The following is an 18736-nucleotide window of genomic DNA, read 5'->3' as shown; positions in this document are numbered from 1 at the left end:
CACCAGCGGCGACGCACGGCCGAACCCCCGTTAGTACGCTGTACCGGCACACCGTACCAGTACGCTGTGCCTGGTACGGCGTACTACGATGCCTCCATGGCGAGACGGGACGAGATCATCGAGGCGGCGCTACGGCTGGCGAAGGCCGAGGGCATCGGCGCGCTGAGCGTGCGGGCGGTCGCGAACGCGGCGGGCATCGGGCCGACGACGCTCCGCCACTACTTCCCGTCCCAGGCCGAGCTGCGTCAAGCCGTCGCGGTCGCGTGCGTCAGCGGCTCTCTCGACGATCTGGCCATCGCGGACGACACCCGCGACCCGGTCCGGCGACTGCACGAGTGCCTGCTGCAGTTCCTGCCCTCGTCCGAGCAGCAGGAGGCGGCGCTGGACGGCTGGTTCGAGCTGTACCGGCTCGCCCTGGGACCGGAACCCCTCCCCGCGGTAAGGGAGTTGCTGGAAAGCGGACACCGCTCGTCCGCGCAGGTGCTCCAACGGTGGCTCGGCACCCTCGCCGACCAGGGTCATGTGGTCCCCGACGAGGTCGACACCCACGCCACCCGCGCGCTCGCCCTGATCGACGGGATCCACCTGAACCTCCTGATCGGCCCCGAGCCCTTCGACCTCCAGGCGGCCCGGGAAGCCCTCCGGTGGTTCGCCGAGCGCGTGATCGCGTAGCTCCGCCCGGCGGGCAACTGAGGCCGAGTGGCATCAGCGCGAAGGCCCCGGACCAGGATCGGTCCGGGGCCGCCTTCCGGCTGGGGGTCCAGCCGCGCAGCGCGTTGCGCGCGGGCCAGGAGACTTTGGGCTGCCACCCGGCGCCCGTCCGTTCGTACAGAACGGCCTTGGACTTCGAGGAGTTCCGGCCCGAACCCGTGACGACGAGCGCCTGCCGGGTTCGGTCCGGGACGTCGGCAAGGGTCCGGGGCCCCAGGCCGGGAAGCTGGTCCGACCGCTCCCCGGGAGCGCGGTCGCTCGCGGCCTCACCCGCGGCCTGGGGAACGGACACGGTGGTCCGGGATGCGGCGGGGGTGCCGCATCCGGCGGTCGCCACAAGAGCGGCCAACACCACTGCGGTCAGCACGGTATGACGGTGACGCATGCGCACGCCGGCGTTCTTTGCGGGGGTACGTGCGGGACGCGCTGCCCGTCCCGGAGGGTCAGCGGGCGGTGCCCGGGCCGACCGTGCGGGAGTCGTCTCCGAGGTGCGCGGAGCCGATGATGTCCTCGGCCGCGGGGCGGATTTTTCGGGGAGGGCGCTCCATCCGCGCAGGCAAACGGCCCCGGAAGAGGCCGAGGCCGAGCAGAACGCCTCACTGGGAAGAACCCCCAGGTCAACGGCTTAACGTGGGCGGGCGCCCCACGGTTGCGTTCTGGGCCGCCACCCGTGTGCATCCGGATCGCTGCTGTGCGGGCCGGCGGGGATCTACGGATCGCTCCGCAGGGCCTCTGAGGCCGGTGGCCGGATCACCCGTGCGCCACCGCCCGATGGCTGACGGGCCCGGAGATCCCCACGATGGCGAAGAGGGCTGCGTCCCCACCAGGGCCGGGCACGCCGCTGCGAGCCGGCCGACGTGGGCAGTCAGCTCCGGAGCATCCGTCTCTCTCCCCGGAGGCCGCGGTGGGACACGCTGTCGGTGATGTGCTGGGCCTGGCTGCCGGTGTCGCGGTCAGCCCACTCCCGATCGTGGCGATCATCCTGATCCTGGCCACCCCGCGAGGGCGCCTCAACGGACCGCTGTTCGTCCTCGGCTGGGTTCTCGGGCTGGCAGCGCTCGGCGCGATCATGCTGGCCGTCGGGGGCACAGGCGGAGCCTCCACCCACAAGCACCCGGCCACCTGGGTCGGAGCCCTCAAACTCGCCCTGGGCGCACTCCTTGCCCTCTTCGGCGCCCGTCGATGGCGGCGCCGCCCCCAAGACACCTCCCAGGCGCAGCTCCCGAAGTGGATGGCGGCGATCGACCGATTCACCCCCGTCAAGATCCTCGGCCTGGGCCTGCTGCTCTCGGCGGCCAACCTCAAGAACGCGCCCCTGACCATCGCCGCGGGCGCCTCGATCAGCTCTGCCGGGCTCCCGGTACCCCAGCAGATCGGGACGCTCGCGATCTTCGTGGTCATCGCCTCCCTCGGAGTGCTCGCACCACTCGTCGTCTACCTGAGCATGGGCGAACGCGCCAAAGGCATCCTCGGCGACTGGCGAGAGCGGGCCGCGCGGCACAGCGCCGCCGTCATGGCCGTCCTGCTCTTCGTGCTCGGCCTCAAGCTCCTCGGCGACGGCATCAGCATCCTCGCCGCCTGAGAAAGTGCGCCGGCCGTCGCGTCACCCCTGCTCGACGTACAGGTGGATCGGACCGCGAAGAACGGGACTGCGTCGATACGGCGGCGGGTCGGCGACCAGACCGGGCCGGTCGAGGCGGCGTACCAGCTCGGTCAGCGCGATCTCGGTTTCCCGCCGGGCCAGCGGGCCGCCGAAGCACAGGTGGATGCCGCTGCCGAACCCGAGGTGCTGGTTGTCACGCCGATCGGGGTCGAAGCGGTCGGGGTCGTGGAAGCGGTTCGGATCGCGGCTGCCCGAGGCCAGCATCAGCATGATCTGCGAGCCCTTGGGGATCACGGTGTCGGCGACGGTGATGTCGCTGTACGCCGCCCGCCAGGGAATGATGTGCACGGGCGGCTCGTACCGCAGCAGTTCCTCGACCAGCGGTACGACGAGGTCCGGTTCGTCGCGCAGGCGCCGCAGCACCTGCGGGTGGCGCAGCAGCGTCAGCATGCCGTTGGTGATGAGGTTGACGGTGGTCTCGTGGCCGGCGATCAGCAGCAGGTTGGCGGTGGAGATGATCTCTTCGTCGGTCATCCGTCCGTCGGGCCCGTCGTCGTTCGCCAGCCGGGACAACAGGTCGCCACCCTGCCCACCATGGCGTTGCTCCAGCAGCCCGCCGAGATACTGCCGCAGGTCCTTGCGGGCCTGCACGCCCTTGTCCAGCTTCTCCTTCGGATCGGTCTTGGGGTCGTAGTCGATCGAGTTGATGAGGTCGTTCACCCAGATGCGGAACCGTGGTTCGTCCTCGCGTGGCACGCCGAGCAGATGGCAGATCACGGCGACGGGGAACGGGTAGGCGAAGTCGTCGACGATGTCGATCCGCTCCTTGCCCGCGCAGTCGTCGAGCAGGCCGCTGACGGTGTCGGTCAGGGCGGGTTCCATGCCGGTCACCAGACCCGGGGTGTGCGGGGGGCCGAAATGGCGCATCGCCATACGCCGCAGGCGGTCGTGCTCGGGCGGGTCGAGGTTGATGAACGCCGGTGTGGTCTGCTCCTCGGCGCCCGCCGTCGGATGCGAGAGATTGCGGGTGTCCGAGCTCAGGTGCGGGTTGTGCAGGACGTCCGTGATCTCGCGATAGGTGCTGATGACGTAGGTGCCGTCCTCCTGCCGGGCCACCGGCGTCTTGCGCAGCTCGGCGTACAGCGGGTACGGGTCGGCCCGGGAGGAGTAGTCAAGGATCCGGCGCAGCATGCTGGGCGTTTCGGTCGTGGTCATCTCACTTTCCCTCCTACCGGTGCTGGCGCGCGGCCGTGACGCGTCGCTCGCTCGGGTCGTGGCCGGTGACGACCACAGTGGCGCCCTGGGCGAGCAGGACGGGGCCGGGGAAGTCGACGGGCGTCGGTTTCATGTCGGCGGGCTGGTCGGGCGTGGGGCAGGGAGGCGGGAAGGGCGCGGCCGTCTCGATGAGTGTCCGGTAATGGTCCAGCCACTTCGCGTTGTTGAAACTCACTGCCGCGGTGACGCGGCCCCGATAGCCGTATGTGGCGACGAAGCGGTGGTCGGGCACCGAACCCTGGGTGACGACCACCTCGTCGGCGAAGGTCGGCACGCCGACGGACTTGATGTTGACCCCGAACTGGATCGACCAGAACACCGGGATGGACAGGTGGGGCCAGCGGTCGGCCTGGCCGCTGACCATGTTGTGTGCCGCGACCTCGGCCTGCTCCACGGCGTTGGCCCAGTGCTCCAGCGAGATGAGCCGGTACTCGTAGATCGGGTTCGGACAGCGGGCCACGTCTCCGGCGACGAAGATGTCGTCGGTGACCAGGCCGTTGAGGTCGAGGGCGCGACAGCCCGTGTCGCAGGCGATTCCCCAGACCCCCGCCGCCAGTCCTGAGCCCTGCAGCCACTCGGTGTTGCGAATGCCTCCGAGTGCCACCACCGCCACGTCGGCGTCGATCGTGGTGCCGTCGTCGAAGTGAGCGCGGCGCAACCGCCCCTGCGCGTCGCCCTCCAGCTGGGTCACCTTGACGCCGCAGCGCAGGTCCACACCGCGTGCGCGCTGCATGTCCGCCGCAACCTCACCGATCATGGCGCCGAGCGCCCCGACCAGCGGGGCCGGCGCGAGTTCGGCCACGGTCACCGGGATGTCCCGTTCGCGGCAGATGGAGGCGATCTCGGAGCCGGTGAATCCCGCACCGATGACCAGTACGCGTGAGGGCCCGGCGGCGAGGGCCCGCTGCAGGCCCTCGGCGTGTTCGCGCGTACGCACGACGAAAACCCCGTCCAGGGCCGCCTCGCTCTCGACGAACCAAGGCCGGGCCCGAACCCCGGTGGAGATCAACACCCGGTCGAAGGGGACCGTGCGTCCGTCGGCGAGACGCACCTGGTTGGTCGCCAGGTCCAGCCCGCTGGCGGGCACACCCAGCAGCCACTTCGCATCGATCTCACGGCGTCGCGGCAGCTTGGTGTTTTCGGCCGGCACCCACCCGGTCAGTACCTGCTTGGACAGGGGAGGCCGGTCGTAAGGTTCGCCCAGCTCGTCGCCGATCATGGTCAACGAACCGGTGAAACCCTCGTCGCGCAGCGTCTCCGCGGCGCGCAGTCCCGCCAGCGACGCCCCGACGACCACGATGCGGCCATCCCGTTTGAATGCTTGCAGATTCTCGGCGCTGGTCATGACGACGGCCCTTCCGCCGGTGCGTCCCGTTCCAGCTGGTCGACCAGAATCGCCTGGACCGGGCAGGCCGCTGCGGCGCGCAGCACCTGATCGCGCCGGGCGTTGCTGGCACCAGGGTCGTACATCAGCGCTTCCTCGCCGTGCATCCGGAACGCGTCCGGAGCCAGGAAGGCGCACTGCGCATATCCTTCGCATCGGGAAAGATCAACGACAACTCTCATCCCGGCCTCCACAGGGATTGCAGGCTGCGGGCCCGGCAACCGGAGCCACTCCGGCGCGCACGGCGTGAGGCGGCGAAAGAGAAGGGATGGGGCCGTTGCCCACCTCCGCGGACTGGGAGGGGGCGCACCGCGCTCGTCGGGCCGCCGCAGAAAGAATGGATTATCGCGGGTAAGGCGACCGGCGGGTGATACCGCTCAGAGATCCTGTCCTTCTCCTGAAAAGCCTATCCCGCGCACCCCTTTCCCCGCATGCGGGGAAAGGGCCGCCCCGCCCTGCCGATCGGTGCCGGAGTCACATGTCCTCGTGGCCTGGTCGGGTTCGGCCGATCGGCCCATTCTGCCCGCGCCCGGAGTGTGGACCGGGCTCCCGGATGATTCGGTGTCGGCAGAGGCCGAACAGACCCGTATGAGGTCGCCGGGCCGCCAGTTGAGGAGGAGAACCGGCGTGAGCGTGACTCAGAATGCCACTCAGGGCGTCATTCCCGCGCATCTGCTGAAAGGCCAGAAGGCACTCGTCACCGGCGCGAACTCGGGCATCGGCAAGTCGACGGCCATCGGCCTGGGGCGCGCCGGAGCCGACGTGGTCGTGAACTATGTCGCCGGCCGCGAGGCGGCCGAGCAGGTGGTCGAGGAGATCTCCGGGTTCGGGGTGCGCGCGATGGCGTACGAGGCAGACGTGTCCCAGGAGGACCAGGTCGTCGCGATGATCGAACGGATGGTGCAGGAGTTCGGGACCATCGACATCCTCGTGGCCAACGCCGGGCTGCAGCGCGACGCTCCGTTCACCGAGATGACGACGGCCCAGTGGCAGAAGGTGCTGGACGTCAACCTCACCGGCCAGTTCCTGTGCGCGCGGGAGGCGACGAAGGAGTTCTTGAGAAGGGGGGTCGTCCCCGAGGTGTCGCGCGCGGCCGGGAAGATCATTTGCATGAGCTCGGTGCACCAGCTCATCCCGTGGGCCGGTCACGTCAACTACGCGGCCTCCAAGGGCGGCGTGCAGATGATGATGGCGACGCTCGCCCAGGAGCTCGCGTCCCACAGGATCAGGGTCAACGCAGTTGCTCCGGGAGCCATCCGGACGCCCATCAACCGCAGCGCCTGGGACACTCCCGATGCCGCGAAGGACCTGTTGAAGCTGATTCCTTACGGGCGCGTCGGTGATCCCGAGGACATCGCCCACGCGGTGGTCGGGCTCGCCTCGGACCTCATGGACTACGTGGTGGGCACCACTCTCTACGTGGACGGCGGCATGACCCTCTTCCCCGGTTTCGCCACCGGAGGCTGAGCCGCTGCCCGGCCTCGGGCGGCAGGCGTGACCCTGGTGCTCAGTCGCGCTGCTGGTCGAGGGCGTCGTCCAGGGTGGTGGCGGCCATGATCAGCGACAGATGCGTGAAAGCCTGCGGGAAGTTGCCCAACTGCTCGCCACTGGGGCCGATCTCCTCGGCGAACAGGCCGACGTGGTTGGCGTAGGTCTGCATCTTCTCGAAGGCATAGCGTGCCGGACGAATCCGTCCGGCACGGGCAAGAGCGTCGACATAGAGGAAGGTGCAGAGGCTGAAGGTGCCTTCGGAGCCCAGCAGACCGTCCGGGGAGGCCGCGGGGTCGTAGCGGTAGACGAGGCTGTCCGACACCAGCGTGCGTTCCATCGCGTCCAGGGTCGACAGCCAGCTCACCGTCATGGGAGCCAGAAACCCGACGCGCGGGATGAGCAGCAGCGAGGCGTCGAGGACATCGCTTCCGTAGTGCTGGACGAGGGCCTGCTCCTTCTCGTTCCAGCCCCGCTCCATCACCTGTTCGAGGATCGCGTCGCGAGCCGAGGTCCACCGAGGAGCGTCGGCGGGACGGCTGTACTCTCTCGCCAGGCGCAGCCCCCGGTCGAAGGCCACCCACGCCATCACCCGGCTGAACGTGAAGTCCTGGCGCCCGCCACGGGTCTCCCAGATGCCCTCGTCGGGGCGATCCCAGGAATCGGCGAGCCAGTCCAGCGTGCGCGCGACGTTCTTCCAACCGTGATAGCTGCCTCCCAGGGTGACCTGACGCCCCTCCGACAAGGCGTAGAGCGCCTCCCCGTAGATGTCCAGCTGCAGCTGATCGGACGCGGCGTTTCCCAGCCGCACCGGATACGAACCCCGATAGCCCTCGAAGTGTGAGAGAACCTCCTCCGGCACGTCGGGGTCCCCGTCGACGCGGTACATGATTTGCAGCGGCTCGCCGTCGATGCCCTCCCGGGCCTGGAGGCGGTCACCCATCCAGCGTGTGAACTGCGCCGCTTCTTCGGCGAACCCCAGGTCGAGCAGGGCACGCACGGACAGGGAGCCGTCGCGGACCCAGGTGTAGCGGTAGTCCCAGTTGCGTTCACCCCCGATCTGCTCGGGCAGGCCCATGGTGGCAGCTGCGACGGGCGCACCTGTGGGCGCATAGGTGAGCAGCTTGAGCGTGATGGCCGAGCGGTGCACCACACCAGGCCACCGGCCGCGGTACCGCGAGGAGTGCACCCAGTGCTGCCAGAATTCCACCACGTCCCAGAACTGCTCCATCGCCCGGTCCGGGGTGACCGGCGGCGGTGGGTCACCGTCGGGTCCGCCGACGGTGAACACCGCCGCGGCCACCTCGCCCGCCTTCAAGGTCACCCCACCCCGCAGGTCCGTGCCGTCCTGCTGCAGCGGGAAGGTGCTTTGCAGCCAGGCGGTGACGTTCGCTGTCCGGAACGTGGCGGTGCCGTCCTGCAGGTCGAGATGGTGGGTGGCCCGGCCGTAGTCGAAGCGCGGACGGCACTCCAAGGTGAAGTGCACCGTTCCGCGCACCGCCCGCACACCGCGTATCAGCACATGCCTGTCAGTGGGGGTGCCGGTGCGATCCGGTGGCATGCAGTCGAAGACCTCGCCGACCCCGTCCGGTGACATGAACCGCGTCACCAGGACCGCGGTGTCGGGGTAGTAGAGCTGCTTGCAGGTGGTGTTCCGGCTTTCCGGCGCGAACAGGAAGTAGCCGCCGCGGTCGTGGTCGAGCAGGGCGGCGAAGACACTGGGCGAGTCGAACCGGGGAGCCGTGAACCAGTCGACGACCCCCTGGGACGACACCAGGGCGGCGGTCTGCAGGTCGCCGACGAGGCCGTGGTCGGCAATGGGAGGATAACGGTCCATGATCATCTCGCTTCCCTGGTGCCCCTGATTCCACTGTCCGCATCCCCTGATTCCACTGTCCGCCCTGCGCGGTGAGGCTGCCACGGGATGCGGCACGGGGCGAAGAGGGTGCGGACGAAGAGCCGGCCGCCGACACGATGCGTGGTGGGCTTCCAGCCGAGACGTCGACAGCCAGGATCGCCGGACATCGGCCGACGAGGGGAACCGCGCGGCGATGCGACAGATCGGCACCCCGCACGACGCACGCCACGTGATATTCGGCAACGACACACGGTAGAAGGCGCGCGAGGCCGCAGGCGTGGTGGCCGACCTGGAGGGCGTTGCAGCGTGATGGCTGTCCAGCCCGTGATGGCTGTCCAGTCCGTGCCGAGGTCCGCCAGGAGCTGCCCGACAGACCGGTGGGGCAGCATCTGGCGCCAGGGGGCCGCTCTCAGCCGTTACTCGGCGTCTGGTTCATGTGCGGCCGCATGAGGGCATCCACTGCCTCGGCGGCGTTGCGCATCGCCACTCGACTGATCTCTTCGGGGACCTCGCGGTCGTCGTAGACGAAAAGACGTCCGTCCACGAGCTGGGTCTTCGACTGCCAGTCGAGGCGGCGGCCCACCGGAAGCCGGAGGCCCTGCCGCCCCAACGGGCGGCAGGGCCTCTGACCTACTGCTTCTCTGTGCCCCCGGCAGGATTCGAACCTGCGACACCCGCTTTAGGAGAGCGGTGCTCTATCCCCTGAGCTACGGAGGCGGGGCCTTGCGGCGGACTTGGATGAGGGCTCGGGGTGAGGTCTCGGCCGGTCCTGGCAAGGGCTGGGCCGCCACGGTGGGAAGCCCAGGACAGGGTAGCGGATGGGAGCGGGGGTGCGGGGCCGGTTGAGGTCTCGGCGTGCGGGCCCGGCTCACGGGTGGTGCCCGGTGCCGTCCACACGGGGCCGGACGGCTGTGCCGGGCGTCCGGCCCCTGCGTCCCCGGACGCCGAACGCCACCTCGACACGACGCCTTCCACTGCCCGGCCCTCTCCCGCGAGCACCGGCCGGGCGCTGGACTTCCGCCGCGCCATGGTTCGGGTGCGGCCGCCGGGCGGTGCCTGCCCCGTTCGGCCCGTACGCCTGACCTCGCCACTGCTTTTCCTCGTACCGTCGATGCATGGCGGAAGCGAAGGGGAAGGGCGGCAGTGGCCGCCGCAAGCTGTCGCGGTCGCGGTACGAGCAGGAGCTGTTCCGGTTGCAGACGGAACTGGTGAAGCTCCAGGAATGGGGGCGTGGGGAGGGGGCCCGGCTCGTCGTCGTCTTCGAGGGGCGTGACGCCGCCGGAAAAGGGAGCACCATCAAACGCGTCACCGAACACCTCAACCCCCGGGTGGCGCGGATCGCGGCGCTGCCCCGGCCCACCGAACGCGAGCGGACCCAGTGGTACTTCCAGCGCTATACGGAACATCTTCCCGCGGCGGGTGAGATCGTCCTCTTCGACCGCAGCTGGTACAACCGGGCCGGCGTCGAGCGGGTCATGGGGTTCTGCACACCGGCCGAGCACCAGCGTTTCCTCCGCCAGTGCCCGATATTCGAGCGGATGCTGGTCGAGGACGGGATCCTGCTGCGCAAATACTGGTTCTCGGTGAGCGACGAGGTCCAGGAACAGCGCTTCCGGCGTCGGCTCGAAGACCCCGTGCGGCGCTGGAAACTCTCCGCCGTGGACCTCCAGTCGCTGACCCGTTGGGAGGCGTACTCACAGGCCAAGGACGAGATGTTCGTACACACCGACATCGCGGAGGCGCCGTGGTACGTCGTCGAGAGTGACGACAAGCGCCGGGCCCGGCTGAACATGATCGCCCATCTGCTGTCGACGGTGCCGTACACCGACATCACCCCGCCGGTGCTCGAACTGCCGCCGCGCCCACCGGCCACGGGCTACCGGCGCCCGCCACGGGACCTCCAGAACTACGTTCCCGACCACGCCGCCGGTCTGGAGAAGTGACGGCACGGCGGCGGGCCGAGCCCAACCCCGGCCCGGCCCCAGCCCCGAGGCCCGGGCCAGGGTGCGGGCCCCTATTCCCTCACCCCCTCAAAAGTGAGAGGCAGATGCCGCGGCCCCCGCAGGACCGCGTTGCGGCGGTACGGGGGTGGGTCTTCGGCCAGGCGGGGGTTGTCCAGGCGGCGGGCCAGTTCGGTGAGGGCCAGTTGGGCCTCCAGGCGGGCCAGGGGGGCGCCGAAGCAGGTGTGGATGCCGCTGCCGAAACTCAGGTGCTGGTTGTCGGGGCGGTCGGGGAGGAAACGGTCGGGGTCGGGGAAGCGGTGGGGGTCGCGGTTGCCGGAGGCGAGGAGGAGCCAGAGAGAGGCGCCCTTGGGGATGGTGGTTCCGGCGATGTCGATGTCCGTCAACGCGGTGCGCTGCGGGAGGAATTGGACGGGGGGATCGAAGCGCAGGAGTTCCTCGATGAAGGGGGCCGCGAGGGAGGGCTGGTCGCGTAGGCGCGGGAGGAGGTCGGGGTTGCGGAGGAGGGTGAGCATGCCGTTGGTGATGAGGTTGACCGTGGTCTCGTGGCCGGCGATCAGCAGGAGGGCCGCGGTGCTGACCATCTCCAGGGGGGACAGCCGGCCGTCCGGGCCGTGGTCGGCGGCCATGGCGGAGAGCATGTCGTCCCGGGGGGCGCGGCGGCGTTCCTCGATCAGGCCGGCGAGGTAGGCGGCGAGGTCGGCGCGGGCCCGCCGGACGTTCCGCAACTGCGCCTCGCGCTCCTCCGGCGTGCCCTGGACGGGGTCGAGCCCGGCGGCGAGGGTGTCGGCCCAGACATGGAAGCGGGGCTCGTCCTCGCGCGGGACGCCGAGCAGGCGGCAGATCACCGTGACGGGGAAGGGGTAGGCGAAGCTGTCGACCAGGTCGATGTGGTCGCGGTCCCGGAAGTCGTCGATGAGGTGGGTCACGATCCCGGCCAGTTCGCCGCGCATCTCGGACACCCGCCGTGGGGTGTGCGGTGGGCCGAACGGCCGCATCGCCAGGTCGCGCAGCCGGTCGTGCTCGGGAGGGTCGAGGCGCAGGAACGTCGGCGGCAGGTTCGGGTCCTCCTCCTGGCCCAGGAGCGCGGCGGCCTCCGGGTTCAGGTTGCGGACGTCGGAGCTGACCCGCGGGTCGTGCAGCAGTTCCTGGACCTCCCAGTACGTGCTGACCAGGTAGGGGCCCGTCTCGTCCGGTACCACCGGGGTCTTCCGTAGCTCCGCGTAGAGGGGGTAGGGGTTGGCGCGGTGGGCGGGGTCGAGGATCTGACGCAGGGGTGAGGCCGACGTCATGGCGGTTCCTTCCGGGGCTTCGGTCGGGCGGTCTGAGGGGACATGCCCTGGGGGCGTGCGCCGGGTCACGCGCGCCGTGGGGTGAACGAGAGGCGCCGGTCGGCGGGGGAGTGGCCGCTGAGGGTGACGGTGGGGCCGTGGGTGGGGAGCGAGGGGTCGGGGAAACCGGCCGCCACCGGGTGGAGCCCCTCGGGCCGCCGGTCCACGGTGGGGAACTCCGGCGGGAACGGCGCCGCCCGCTCGATCTGCCGCTCGTAGAACTCCAGCCATTTCCCCTGGTCGAAGGTGGTGGCGGCGATGACGCGGCCCTGGTGGCCGTAGACCGCGGTGAAACGGTGCTCGGTGAGCGACCCCTGGGTGACGAGGAGCTGGTCGGCCATGGGCGGGACGCCGACGGACTTGATGTTGACGCCGAACTGCGCGGACCAGAACGACGGCATCCACAGGTGCGGGCGCCGGTCCGCACTGGCGCTCACCATGTTGTGGGCGGCGGTCTCGGCCTGCGCGACCGCGTTGCCCCAGTGCTCCAGGGAGAGGAACTGGTAGCCGAAGAGCGGGTGCGGGGAGCGGGCGACGTCCCCGGCGACGAACACGTCGTCGGTGACGATGCCCCGTACGTCGAACGCGCGGCATCCGGCGTCGCAGGCGATGCCGCGGGGACCGGCGCCGAGGCCGGAGCCCGCGAGCCATTCGGTGTTGCGGGTCGCGCCCAGGCAGACGACCACCACGTCCGCCTCGACGGCCGTACCGTCCGAGAAATGGGCGCGCCGCACCCGCCCCGCCGAGTCCCCTTCCAGGCCGGTGACCTGCACTCCGCACCGCAGATCGACGCCGTGCGCGCGTTGCAGCTCCGCGGCGACCTCGCCGATCACGCCGCCGAGCGCGCCGACCAGCGGGGCCGGGCCGCGTTCTGCGACGGTGACGGGCAGTCCCCGCTCGCGGCAGGCGGAGGCGATCTCGGAACCGGTGAATCCGGCGCCGATCACCAGCACCCGGCGCGGACCGGCCGACAACCGGTGGTGCAGCCGGGCCGCGTGGTCCCGGGTGCGCAGCACGAACACCCCGTCCAGATCGGACTCCAGCTCGTGCGGCCAGGGGCGGGAGCGGACGCCGGTGGCGATCAGCAGCCGGTCGTAGGGGACGGTGTCGCCGTCGGCGAGCGTCACCCGCTTGGCGGCCGGGTCCAGACCGGTGGCCGCGGTGCCGAGCCGCCACTGTGCGTCGACGGCGCGGCGCCGCGGCAGCGCCGTGTGGTCCGGGGGGACGCGGCCGAGCAGGACCTGTTTGGACAACGGTGGCCGGTCGTACGGTGCGTGGGGCTCGTCGCCGATCATGGTGAGCGTGCCGTGGAAGCCTTCCGCGCGGAGCGTCTCGGCGGCCCGCAGCCCCGCGAGCGAGGCACCGACGATGACGATGCGGCCCTCGCGGCGGAACGCCTCCAGACAGCCGCTAACCGACACGGGGCCCACCCGCCCGTCCGGTGGCCGGTGTCAGGCTCTCGTCCTCGACGGTGATGGCCCGGACGGGGCAGGCGTGCGCGGCGCGGAGCACCTGCGGGCGCTCTGCGTCGTCGGGTTGCGGGTCGTACATCAGCGCCTCCGCGCCGTGCAGCGCGAACACGTCGGGCGCGAGGAAGGCACACTGCGCGTACCCCTGGCACCGGTTGAGATCGACGACAAGCCTCATCGGGTCTCCGCTCGTTCACGACGTGGCCGTACGCACCGCCGCCCCGCCCCGTCGGCACGCACGCCGGAAACAGCCCGCCCCGCTCCAGCATCGGCGGGGGCCCGGGGCGGTGCACTTCCGCCGGGGCGACGGGGTGACCCGTGTGCCCCGTCAGCCGGTGGCGACGCGCCGGACCGGCACGTCCCGCAGGGACCGCAGCGGGGAGAACACCACGAACAGCGCCGCCGACCACATGCCCAGCGCACAGATCCACAGGGTGGGGCGCAGCCCGGCGCGGGTGGCGAGCGCCCCGGCCAGCAGCCCGCCGACGGAACCGATGGTGAAGACCAGACCGACGGCAGAGGTGGGCGCGTGCAGCTCCCGCACCAGGAACGGCACGGCGATCGCGTTGGCCGCCGTGACGAAGAAGTTGGACACGCTCGTGCACATCAGCAGCTTCAGCGGGACCGGCTCGCGGCGGACGAAGGCGAAGCCCTCCCGCATGGCGGCGCGGAGCGGGACCCGGGCCGGCGCGGCGGAGTCCTCGGCGGGCACCTCGGGTACGCGCATCAGGCCCAGGGTGAGGGCGCTCAGCGCGTAGGTGAGGACGTTGACGAAGAGGGCGCGGGAGGTGCCGATCGCGCCGGCCAGCACACCGCCGAGCCCGGGGCCGGTGAGCTCCGTCAGCGATTCGCACATCCCGAGCTTGCCGTTGCCGTCGACCAGTTGCGCGCTGTGCATCAGCTTCGGGAGCTGGCTTCGGTACGCGACGGTGAAGGCGACGGTCAGGATGCCGGACACCCCGACGACCGTGTAGAGGTGCCACAGCGTCAGGCGCCCGCTCAGCGCCGTCAGCGGCACGGAGAGGATCAGCAGCAGCCGCCCCAGATCGCAGGCGATCATGAGTTTCCGCTGGTCGATGCGGTCGGCGAGGATCCCTGCCGGGAGCGAGAAGAGCAGGTACGGCAGCCAGCCCAGCGAGGTGAGCAGCGAGATCTGGAACGTGCCGGCGTGCAGGGTGTCGAGGGCGAGCAGCGGCAGCACGATCGGCGCGACGCGTGGCCCCAGGGTGTCGGCGCCCTGCCCGCACCACAGCAGGAGGAAGTTGCGGTTGCGCCAGAGCGATCCGGCGGGTGCTTCCGTCGGGGAACCTTGCGGTGATGTGGCCTGTGACATGTCCACGTACCCATGGTGGCAGGGGGTGGACGTGGCGTGTCGGGGATCGGGGGTACGCGCCCGGGGTGGGGTGGTCGGGTGCTCCGCTCAGCCGCCGAGGTGCCAGCTGACCGTGGCGTCGGCCGTGGTCAGGGCGGCCAGGATCAGCAGGTCGGCGGCGCCGAGGGCGAGGCCGAGCACGGCGCGGCCGCGGCGACGGGTGCGACGGGCCAGGGCGAGGGTGCCGAGGACGAGGGCGCACGGCCCCAGAGCGACGTTGAACACCAGGGTGCCGAGCAGTCCGAGGACGAACGACGCGACGGCCATGCCGTCGGCGGACGCCGTTCCCTCGCGGGCCACCGGATCGGCAACCGAACCGCCGTCGGCGGTGTTTGGAGAGTGTGACGTGGCGCCGGGCGCGGCGTCCTTCGGACATCCGGCGAGCGGCTTGGTGAGGGAGGTGAGGGTCATCGGGTGGTCCCCTCGGCCGGGTGACGGCGTTCGCGTACGGAGAAGACGAGCAGCCAGCCGGCGATGACGGCGGCGGCGAGGAGAGTGGCGGAGAACGGGAGGTGTGCCGCGGCGCCCAGCAGGATCCCCATCATGAGGAGGGCTGCGACGAGAAAGAGCATCGATCTGCCTTTCCGATTCGGAGGACAGTTGTTCACTCACCTCCTTCAGTGTAGGGCGCCGCCGGGTGGAGAAGTTCAGAGAACGCTTGTTTACTGGATGATGTGAGTCACACCGTAGGGGTCCGCCAGGCCCAGAAGCAGAGAACCCGTCAGGCACTGCTCGACGCCGCCCTGGGGCTGCTGGAGGAGCAGAGTCTGAGCAGTCTGGGGCTGCGGGAGGTGACGCGGACGGTCGGCATCGCCCCGACCGCCTTCTACCGGCACTTCCGCGACCTCGGCGAACTGGGCGTCGCGCTCGTCGAGGAGGCGCTCGGCAGCCTGCACGCCATGGTGCGGACGGTCCTGATCGAGCAGGCGGGGGTCGAGGCGCAGATCGACAGCGCGGTGGCGGTCGTCGACCGGCATGTCCGCGAATACCCCGCCCACGTACGGTTCGTGGCCCGCGAACGCCACGGCGGGGTACGGGCCGTACGGCAGGCCATCGCGGGCCAGTTGGACAGGTTCGGCGCCGAGGTGGCCGAGGCGCTCGCCACCCAGCCGACGGCGCAGGGCTGGGGCGCGGACGACCTGCGGAAGCTGGCGGACCTCTTCGTCGACCGGCTGGTGACGACCGCCGCGGCCATTCTCGACACGGAGGACGCCGAGGACGCCGAGGCGGAACGGGCACGGGTCGTCGAGGCGGCCCGCTGGCAGATACGGCTGATCACCATCGGCCAGCAGCACTGGAGGGGCGAGGTGGGGCGGGGGAAGGGGGAGGGCCCCCGAGGGGAGAGGGGAGCCGAGCGGTAGCCGTTGCCTCAACGGGGTGCCTGCCCCTGGCCCCTGGCGCACCGTCGACTCATGCGTCCGGCGGCGACGGCAGTGAAGGCGGCCGTACGCGGATGCGGAACGTGCCGTCAGGGGCGGTGCCGAGCACGGTGAGGGCGGTGCCGCTGCCGCGGTCGGTGAACGTGCTGCCGGGGCGGTAGGTGGCGTCGGAGAGTTCGGCGTCGACGTAGCGGTCGCCGGTGTGGCAGCCGCCGCTGCCCGGCGTCGCGTCCATGACCTGGAGCGGGGCGCTGCCGGAGCGGACATCGGCCGACACGCGGTAGACGAGGACGCCCGGACGGCACAGGGCGGGATCGAGCGGCCCCCGGGTGCGCGCCTCCGCGACGAGGGCGGTGTGGGCGGACGTCGGGATGACGGCGATCTTCGTACCGCCGGGGGTGGCCAGCGGTGTCAGCGTGTGGTCGGCCACCGGGCTGCCCGGCGTCACACAGTCGACCTGATCGGCGGCGAGCCAGCCGAGCTTCCATTTGTGCCAGCCGAGGAAGTCGTTGCTCGGGCCCCAGTCCTCGTCCATGGGGTCCCAGTGCCCGACCGCGGGCGGCGCCTCGCGCCCGTCGGTGAAGTAGAGATCGGGCAGCCCGAAGGAGTGGGCGTTCTCGTGGTTGACCACCCGGAAGGCGCTCGGCCCGGGCTGTCTGCTCCAGAGGAACGACGCGTTGCGGAACGGCACACCGTCGTCGGTCCGCAGCCCCATGTCGCCGCCGCTGAACGTCACCGAAAGGACCGTACGGGTCGCGGGCGGGCCCGCGTTGGGGGCGGCGATGACGTTGACGAGGTCGTAGTCGCGGAAGTCGACGGAGGCGTCGACGGCGTGGACGATCTCGCGTGCGAGGGCGTGGTAACCGCTGTCCGAGCCCGCGTCGAAGGTGGCGCCGCGCTGGATGCCGTACGCGGCGAGCGGCTTCGTCATGTGCAGCCAGCGCAGCAGCGGTGCGGCGCGGTAGCGGAGGCGGCCGTACGAGCTGCGGCGGAAGTAGTCGGACGCGGCGGGGAAGAACTCCGCGTACCGGGCGCGCGGGCTGATGGTGGCGCGGGCGTCCGGGAAGTCGATGAAGAGCGTGAGGGCCTTCACGGTGCCGCGGGCGGGCGCGTAGCCCTTGGGGGTGGCGGTGGTCTCGCCGACGTCGTCGCTGACGCCGCGCAGGGCGCAGGGGCCGTGTCGTCCGCCGGGCGGTGCGGGGCCGGTGGGTATGTCGGGGGGCCGGGGGCCGGCCGCCCCCGGGGGTATGGAGAGCGGGGCGGGGGGTCCGCACAGTGCTATCGCCGCGGCCGCAGCCGACGCGCCTGCGGCGAGAGCCGCGGATATGCACCGCTTCATACGGCTCACCCTCCGGCGCCCGACGGGCCTGCGCGCGCGGAGTTACGTCATCCGGCGGGCGCGCCGGATTCCCGGCTTCCGGTGCGGCAGAGGAGTGACGGGCCCCGGCTCTGCGGTGCGGAGGGCGCCGTTCCCGTCGGCGCTTCCGGGTGCGCCGGTGGCCGTCGCGATCTCGGCTTTCGCCGCTGGTGCCGTGGCCCCGGGGTGCCCGGCCGTCCCGGAGGTGCCCCGGGTGAGCGGTCGGCAGGCGAACCCGATCAGTGCGGCGGTGAAGTGCCCGACGTCGGTGAAACTGCGGCTGACCAGCAGCGGCGCACCGTAGAAGGCGAGAACGCCGAGCGCGTAGGCGTACCGCCAGGGTCCGGTGAGGCGGTACGCGAGGACGGCCACGACCCCGGCCAGCGCATAACTGACGCCCACATCAAGGGTGTTGACCGCCGCGTGCGGGGCGGCGCCCGTATGGATGGCGACGGCCAGGACCCCTTCGCTCAGATACGTCGCGCCGATGTGCGCGGTGCCGAGGACGGTGAGCCAGCGCCGGGTGCCGAGCCAGCGTTCGGCGGGGACGTGGACGAGGTGGTAGAGCACGAAGTAGAGCGGCCAGCCGCCGTCGTCGAGCCACAGTGCGCTGGTGAGGAGTACCCGGCCGGGCGAGTGCAGCAGGTTGTGGATGTTGGTCGAGCGCTGCTGGAGGAAGTCCGCCAGGACGTCCGGGCTGAACCGGTGCATGACCACCGAGGTCACCAGCAGGATCCCCAGCCAGAGGAAGGTGCCCGGCGCCCGGCACAGATGGGCCCACAGGCGCCCGGCGAAGCCGCCCGGCGGTGCGGTGGGGCCGGTGGGCGGCCGTCGTATGCGGTGCCGTGTGCGCGTCGGGCGGGATATCCGACCGGTGGCGAACTTGGACCTGGCGCGCATAGCAGACAAATTACCAAGGGGTGGGAGCCGGGGCTCGGGGAGAGGGGGGCTGGGCGCCCCGGGGGGCGCTCCGTCATGCCTCAGCGGAGCCAGGGCAGGTCGGCGCCCTTCGGTTGGAGGCCGTCCGCCATGACCCGGCAGATCTCGGCCAGTTGGCCGACCTGTTCGGGGGAGAGGCGGTCGAAGAGCGCACCGCGCACCGCGGCGACGTGCCCGGGCGCCGCCTTCTCCAGCACGTGCATCCCCTCGTCGGTGAGGTGGGCGAGCTGGCCGCGCTTGTCCGACGGGCAGTTCTCGCGCCGTACCCAGCCGTTCTTCTCCAGGCGGGCGACGGCGTGCGAGAGCCGCGAGCGGGTGATCTTGGCGTTCTGGGCCAGTTCGGTCATCCGCATCCGGCGCCGGGGGGCGCGCGAGAGCTGGACGAGCAGGCCGTAGTAGACGTGCGGCATGCCGGCGTCACGTTGCAGCTGGCGATCGAGATGATCCTCCAGCAGCGTGGTGGCGTGGAGATATGACTGCCAGGCGTATTGCTCCTCGTCGCTGAGCCAGCGCGGCTCGGCTGCGGGTTCGGTGCTCATGCCATCCATTCTCGCACCGCCCCGACCATTCTTGAAGATTTAACAATTGCAGGGAGGTGGGGTACATTCG

At 71.0% G+C, this 18736-nt stretch carries 19 protein-coding genes and 1 tRNA gene; 5 read left to right on the top strand and 15 right to left on the bottom strand.

Annotated elements, in window-relative coordinates; genetic code table 11:
• The first annotated feature begins 96 nt into the window (after window positions 1–96).
• Together OG422_RS12330 and OG422_RS12325 are read left to right on the top strand one after the other, a co-directional pair.
• Complete coding sequence (locus OG422_RS12330; protein ID WP_185993948.1) at window positions 97–672, top strand: TetR/AcrR family transcriptional regulator; 576 nt, start codon at window positions 97–99, stop codon at window positions 670–672.
• A 943-nt stretch (window positions 673–1615) separates the two neighbouring features.
• Complete coding sequence (locus OG422_RS12325; RefSeq protein WP_143942457.1) at window positions 1616–2293, top strand: GAP family protein; 678 nt, start codon at window positions 1616–1618, stop codon at window positions 2291–2293.
• A 21-nt stretch (window positions 2294–2314) separates the two neighbouring features.
• On the opposite strand, the gene OG422_RS12320 is transcribed toward OG422_RS12325, so the two are convergent.
• The 3 genes from OG422_RS12320 to OG422_RS12310 are packed head-to-tail and all read right to left on the bottom strand — an operon-like array spanning window position 2315 to window position 5155.
• Window positions 2315–3529 carry a cytochrome P450 gene (locus OG422_RS12320; protein ID WP_405742709.1) on the bottom strand — a complete coding sequence of 405 codons (1215 nt, stop codon included), beginning with the start codon at window positions 3527–3529 and terminating at the stop codon, window positions 2315–2317.
• Window positions 3530–3542: 13 nt separating this feature from the next.
• A complete protein-coding gene (locus tag OG422_RS12315; protein ID WP_405742707.1) occupies window positions 3543–4934 on the bottom strand; it encodes an NAD(P)/FAD-dependent oxidoreductase in 1392 nt (463 codons plus the stop codon).
• On the bottom strand, window positions 4931–5155 hold the full coding sequence (locus OG422_RS12310) for a ferredoxin (RefSeq protein WP_405742705.1): 225 nt from the start codon (window positions 5153–5155) through the stop codon (window positions 4931–4933). Before OG422_RS12310 ends, OG422_RS12315 begins: the two co-directional genes overlap by 4 nt.
• Window positions 5156–5600: 445 nt before the next feature.
• On the opposite strand from OG422_RS12310, the gene OG422_RS12305 reads away from it, so the two are divergent.
• Window positions 5601–6440 carry an SDR family oxidoreductase gene (locus OG422_RS12305; RefSeq protein ID WP_405742703.1) on the top strand — a complete coding sequence of 280 codons (840 nt, stop codon included), beginning with the start codon at window positions 5601–5603 and terminating at the stop codon, window positions 6438–6440.
• A gap of 40 nt (window positions 6441–6480) precedes the next feature.
• Here OG422_RS12305 and OG422_RS12300 read toward each other — a convergent pair whose 3' ends face one another.
• The 3 genes from OG422_RS12300 to OG422_RS12290 form a co-directional block, all read right to left on the bottom strand.
• Complete coding sequence (locus OG422_RS12300; protein ID WP_405742701.1) at window positions 6481–8298, bottom strand: glycoside hydrolase family 15 protein; 1818 nt, start codon at window positions 8296–8298, stop codon at window positions 6481–6483.
• A 430-nt stretch (window positions 8299–8728) separates the two neighbouring features.
• The gene (locus tag OG422_RS12295) at window positions 8729–8863 is read right to left on the bottom strand and encodes a hypothetical protein (protein ID WP_405742699.1); all 135 of its coding nucleotides are present in this window, start codon (window positions 8861–8863) and stop codon (window positions 8729–8731) included.
• A 100-nt stretch (window positions 8864–8963) separates the two neighbouring features.
• Window positions 8964–9036 (bottom strand) — tRNA-Arg (locus OG422_RS12290).
• Between the two features lie 398 nt (window positions 9037–9434).
• Between OG422_RS12290 and ppk2 the strand changes: the two genes are divergently transcribed.
• The gene (ppk2, locus tag OG422_RS12285; protein ID WP_405742697.1) at window positions 9435–10262 is read left to right on the top strand and encodes a polyphosphate kinase 2; all 828 of its coding nucleotides are present in this window, start codon (window positions 9435–9437) and stop codon (window positions 10260–10262) included.
• Window positions 10263–10333: 71 nt separating this feature from the next.
• Here the strand turns inward: ppk2 and OG422_RS12280 are convergent, their stop codons facing one another.
• The 6 genes from OG422_RS12280 to OG422_RS12255 form a co-directional block, all read right to left on the bottom strand.
• Window positions 10334–11572 (bottom strand): cytochrome P450, encoded by a 1239-nt coding sequence (locus OG422_RS12280; protein ID WP_405742695.1) that lies wholly within the window; start codon window positions 11570–11572, stop codon window positions 10334–10336.
• Between the two features lie 65 nt (window positions 11573–11637).
• Window positions 11638–13032 (bottom strand): NAD(P)/FAD-dependent oxidoreductase, encoded by a 1395-nt coding sequence (locus OG422_RS12275; protein WP_405742693.1) that lies wholly within the window; start codon window positions 13030–13032, stop codon window positions 11638–11640.
• The gene (locus tag OG422_RS12270; protein WP_143944800.1) at window positions 13022–13258 is read right to left on the bottom strand and encodes a ferredoxin; all 237 of its coding nucleotides are present in this window, start codon (window positions 13256–13258) and stop codon (window positions 13022–13024) included. The genes OG422_RS12275 and OG422_RS12270 overlap by 11 nt, the downstream gene beginning before the upstream one ends.
• Before the next feature lie 150 nt (window positions 13259–13408).
• Window positions 13409–14413, bottom strand: a complete 1005-nt coding sequence (locus OG422_RS12265; protein ID WP_405747753.1) for an MFS transporter — start codon at window positions 14411–14413, stop codon at window positions 13409–13411.
• 87 nt (window positions 14414–14500) lie between these two features.
• Window positions 14501–14863 carry a hypothetical protein gene (locus OG422_RS12260; protein WP_405742691.1) on the bottom strand — a complete coding sequence of 121 codons (363 nt, stop codon included), beginning with the start codon at window positions 14861–14863 and terminating at the stop codon, window positions 14501–14503.
• The gene (locus tag OG422_RS12255; RefSeq protein ID WP_405742689.1) at window positions 14860–15024 is read right to left on the bottom strand and encodes a hypothetical protein; all 165 of its coding nucleotides are present in this window, start codon (window positions 15022–15024) and stop codon (window positions 14860–14862) included. Before OG422_RS12255 ends, OG422_RS12260 begins: the two co-directional genes overlap by 4 nt.
• A 102-nt stretch (window positions 15025–15126) precedes the next feature.
• Between OG422_RS12255 and OG422_RS12250 the strand changes: the two genes are divergently transcribed.
• The gene (locus OG422_RS12250; protein WP_405742687.1) at window positions 15127–15813 is read left to right on the top strand and encodes a TetR family transcriptional regulator; all 687 of its coding nucleotides are present in this window, start codon (window positions 15127–15129) and stop codon (window positions 15811–15813) included.
• Between the two features lie 49 nt (window positions 15814–15862).
• On the opposite strand, the gene OG422_RS12245 is transcribed toward OG422_RS12250, so the two are convergent.
• The 3 genes from OG422_RS12245 to OG422_RS12235 all read right to left on the bottom strand — a co-directional run bounded on the left by OG422_RS12245 (window position 15863) and on the right by OG422_RS12235 (window position 18675).
• Entirely contained in the window at window positions 15863–17170 is a 1308-nt protein-coding gene (locus OG422_RS12245; protein WP_405742685.1) for a M6 family metalloprotease domain-containing protein, read from the bottom strand.
• 42 nt (window positions 17171–17212) lie between these two features.
• Window positions 17213–18088: a rhomboid-like protein gene (locus OG422_RS12240; protein WP_405742683.1), complete on the bottom strand. Its 876-nt coding sequence runs from the start codon at window positions 18086–18088 to the stop codon at window positions 17213–17215.
• A gap of 80 nt (window positions 18089–18168) precedes the next feature.
• Window positions 18169–18675 carry a MarR family winged helix-turn-helix transcriptional regulator gene (locus OG422_RS12235; RefSeq protein ID WP_405742681.1) on the bottom strand — a complete coding sequence of 169 codons (507 nt, stop codon included), beginning with the start codon at window positions 18673–18675 and terminating at the stop codon, window positions 18169–18171.
• Window positions 18676–18736: the final 61 nt, after the last annotated feature.

The organism is Streptomyces sp. NBC_01525, from assembly GCF_045040405.1.
GTDB lineage: Bacteria > Actinomycetota > Actinomycetes > Streptomycetales > Streptomycetaceae > Streptomyces > Streptomyces benahoarensis.
Note: the sequence above shows the minus strand (reverse complement) of the source record. Positions and strands in the feature narration are given on the sequence as shown.

Coding starts and splice junctions, on each gene's coding strand:
- OG422_RS12330 (WP_185993948.1), top strand. CDS start 97: ATGGCGAGACGGGACGAGATCATCGAGGCGGCGCTACGGCTGGCGAAG.
- OG422_RS12320 (WP_405742709.1), bottom strand. CDS start 3,529: ATGACCACGACCGAAACGCCCAGCATGCTGCGCCGGATCCTTGACTAC.
- OG422_RS12315 (WP_405742707.1), bottom strand. CDS start 4,934: ATGACCAGCGCCGAGAATCTGCAAGCATTCAAACGGGATGGCCGCATC.
- OG422_RS12310 (WP_405742705.1), bottom strand. CDS start 5,155: ATGAGAGTTGTCGTTGATCTTTCCCGATGCGAAGGATATGCGCAGTGC.
- OG422_RS12300 (WP_405742701.1), bottom strand. CDS start 8,298: ATGGACCGTTATCCTCCCATTGCCGACCACGGCCTCGTCGGCGACCTG.
- ppk2 (WP_405742697.1), top strand. CDS start 9,435: ATGGCGGAAGCGAAGGGGAAGGGCGGCAGTGGCCGCCGCAAGCTGTCG.
- OG422_RS12280 (WP_405742695.1), bottom strand. CDS start 11,572: ATGACGTCGGCCTCACCCCTGCGTCAGATCCTCGACCCCGCCCACCGC.
- OG422_RS12270 (WP_143944800.1), bottom strand. CDS start 13,258: ATGAGGCTTGTCGTCGATCTCAACCGGTGCCAGGGGTACGCGCAGTGT.
- OG422_RS12265 (WP_405747753.1), bottom strand. CDS start 14,413: ATGTCACAGGCCACATCACCGCAAGGTTCCCCGACGGAAGCACCCGCC.
- OG422_RS12260 (WP_405742691.1), bottom strand. CDS start 14,863: ATGACCCTCACCTCCCTCACCAAGCCGCTCGCCGGATGTCCGAAGGAC.
- OG422_RS12255 (WP_405742689.1), bottom strand. CDS start 15,024: ATGCTCTTTCTCGTCGCAGCCCTCCTCATGATGGGGATCCTGCTGGGC.
- OG422_RS12245 (WP_405742685.1), bottom strand. CDS start 17,170: ATGAAGCGGTGCATATCCGCGGCTCTCGCCGCAGGCGCGTCGGCTGCG.
- OG422_RS12240 (WP_405742683.1), bottom strand. CDS start 18,088: ATGCGCGCCAGGTCCAAGTTCGCCACCGGTCGGATATCCCGCCCGACG.
- OG422_RS12235 (WP_405742681.1), bottom strand. CDS start 18,675: ATGGATGGCATGAGCACCGAACCCGCAGCCGAGCCGCGCTGGCTCAGC.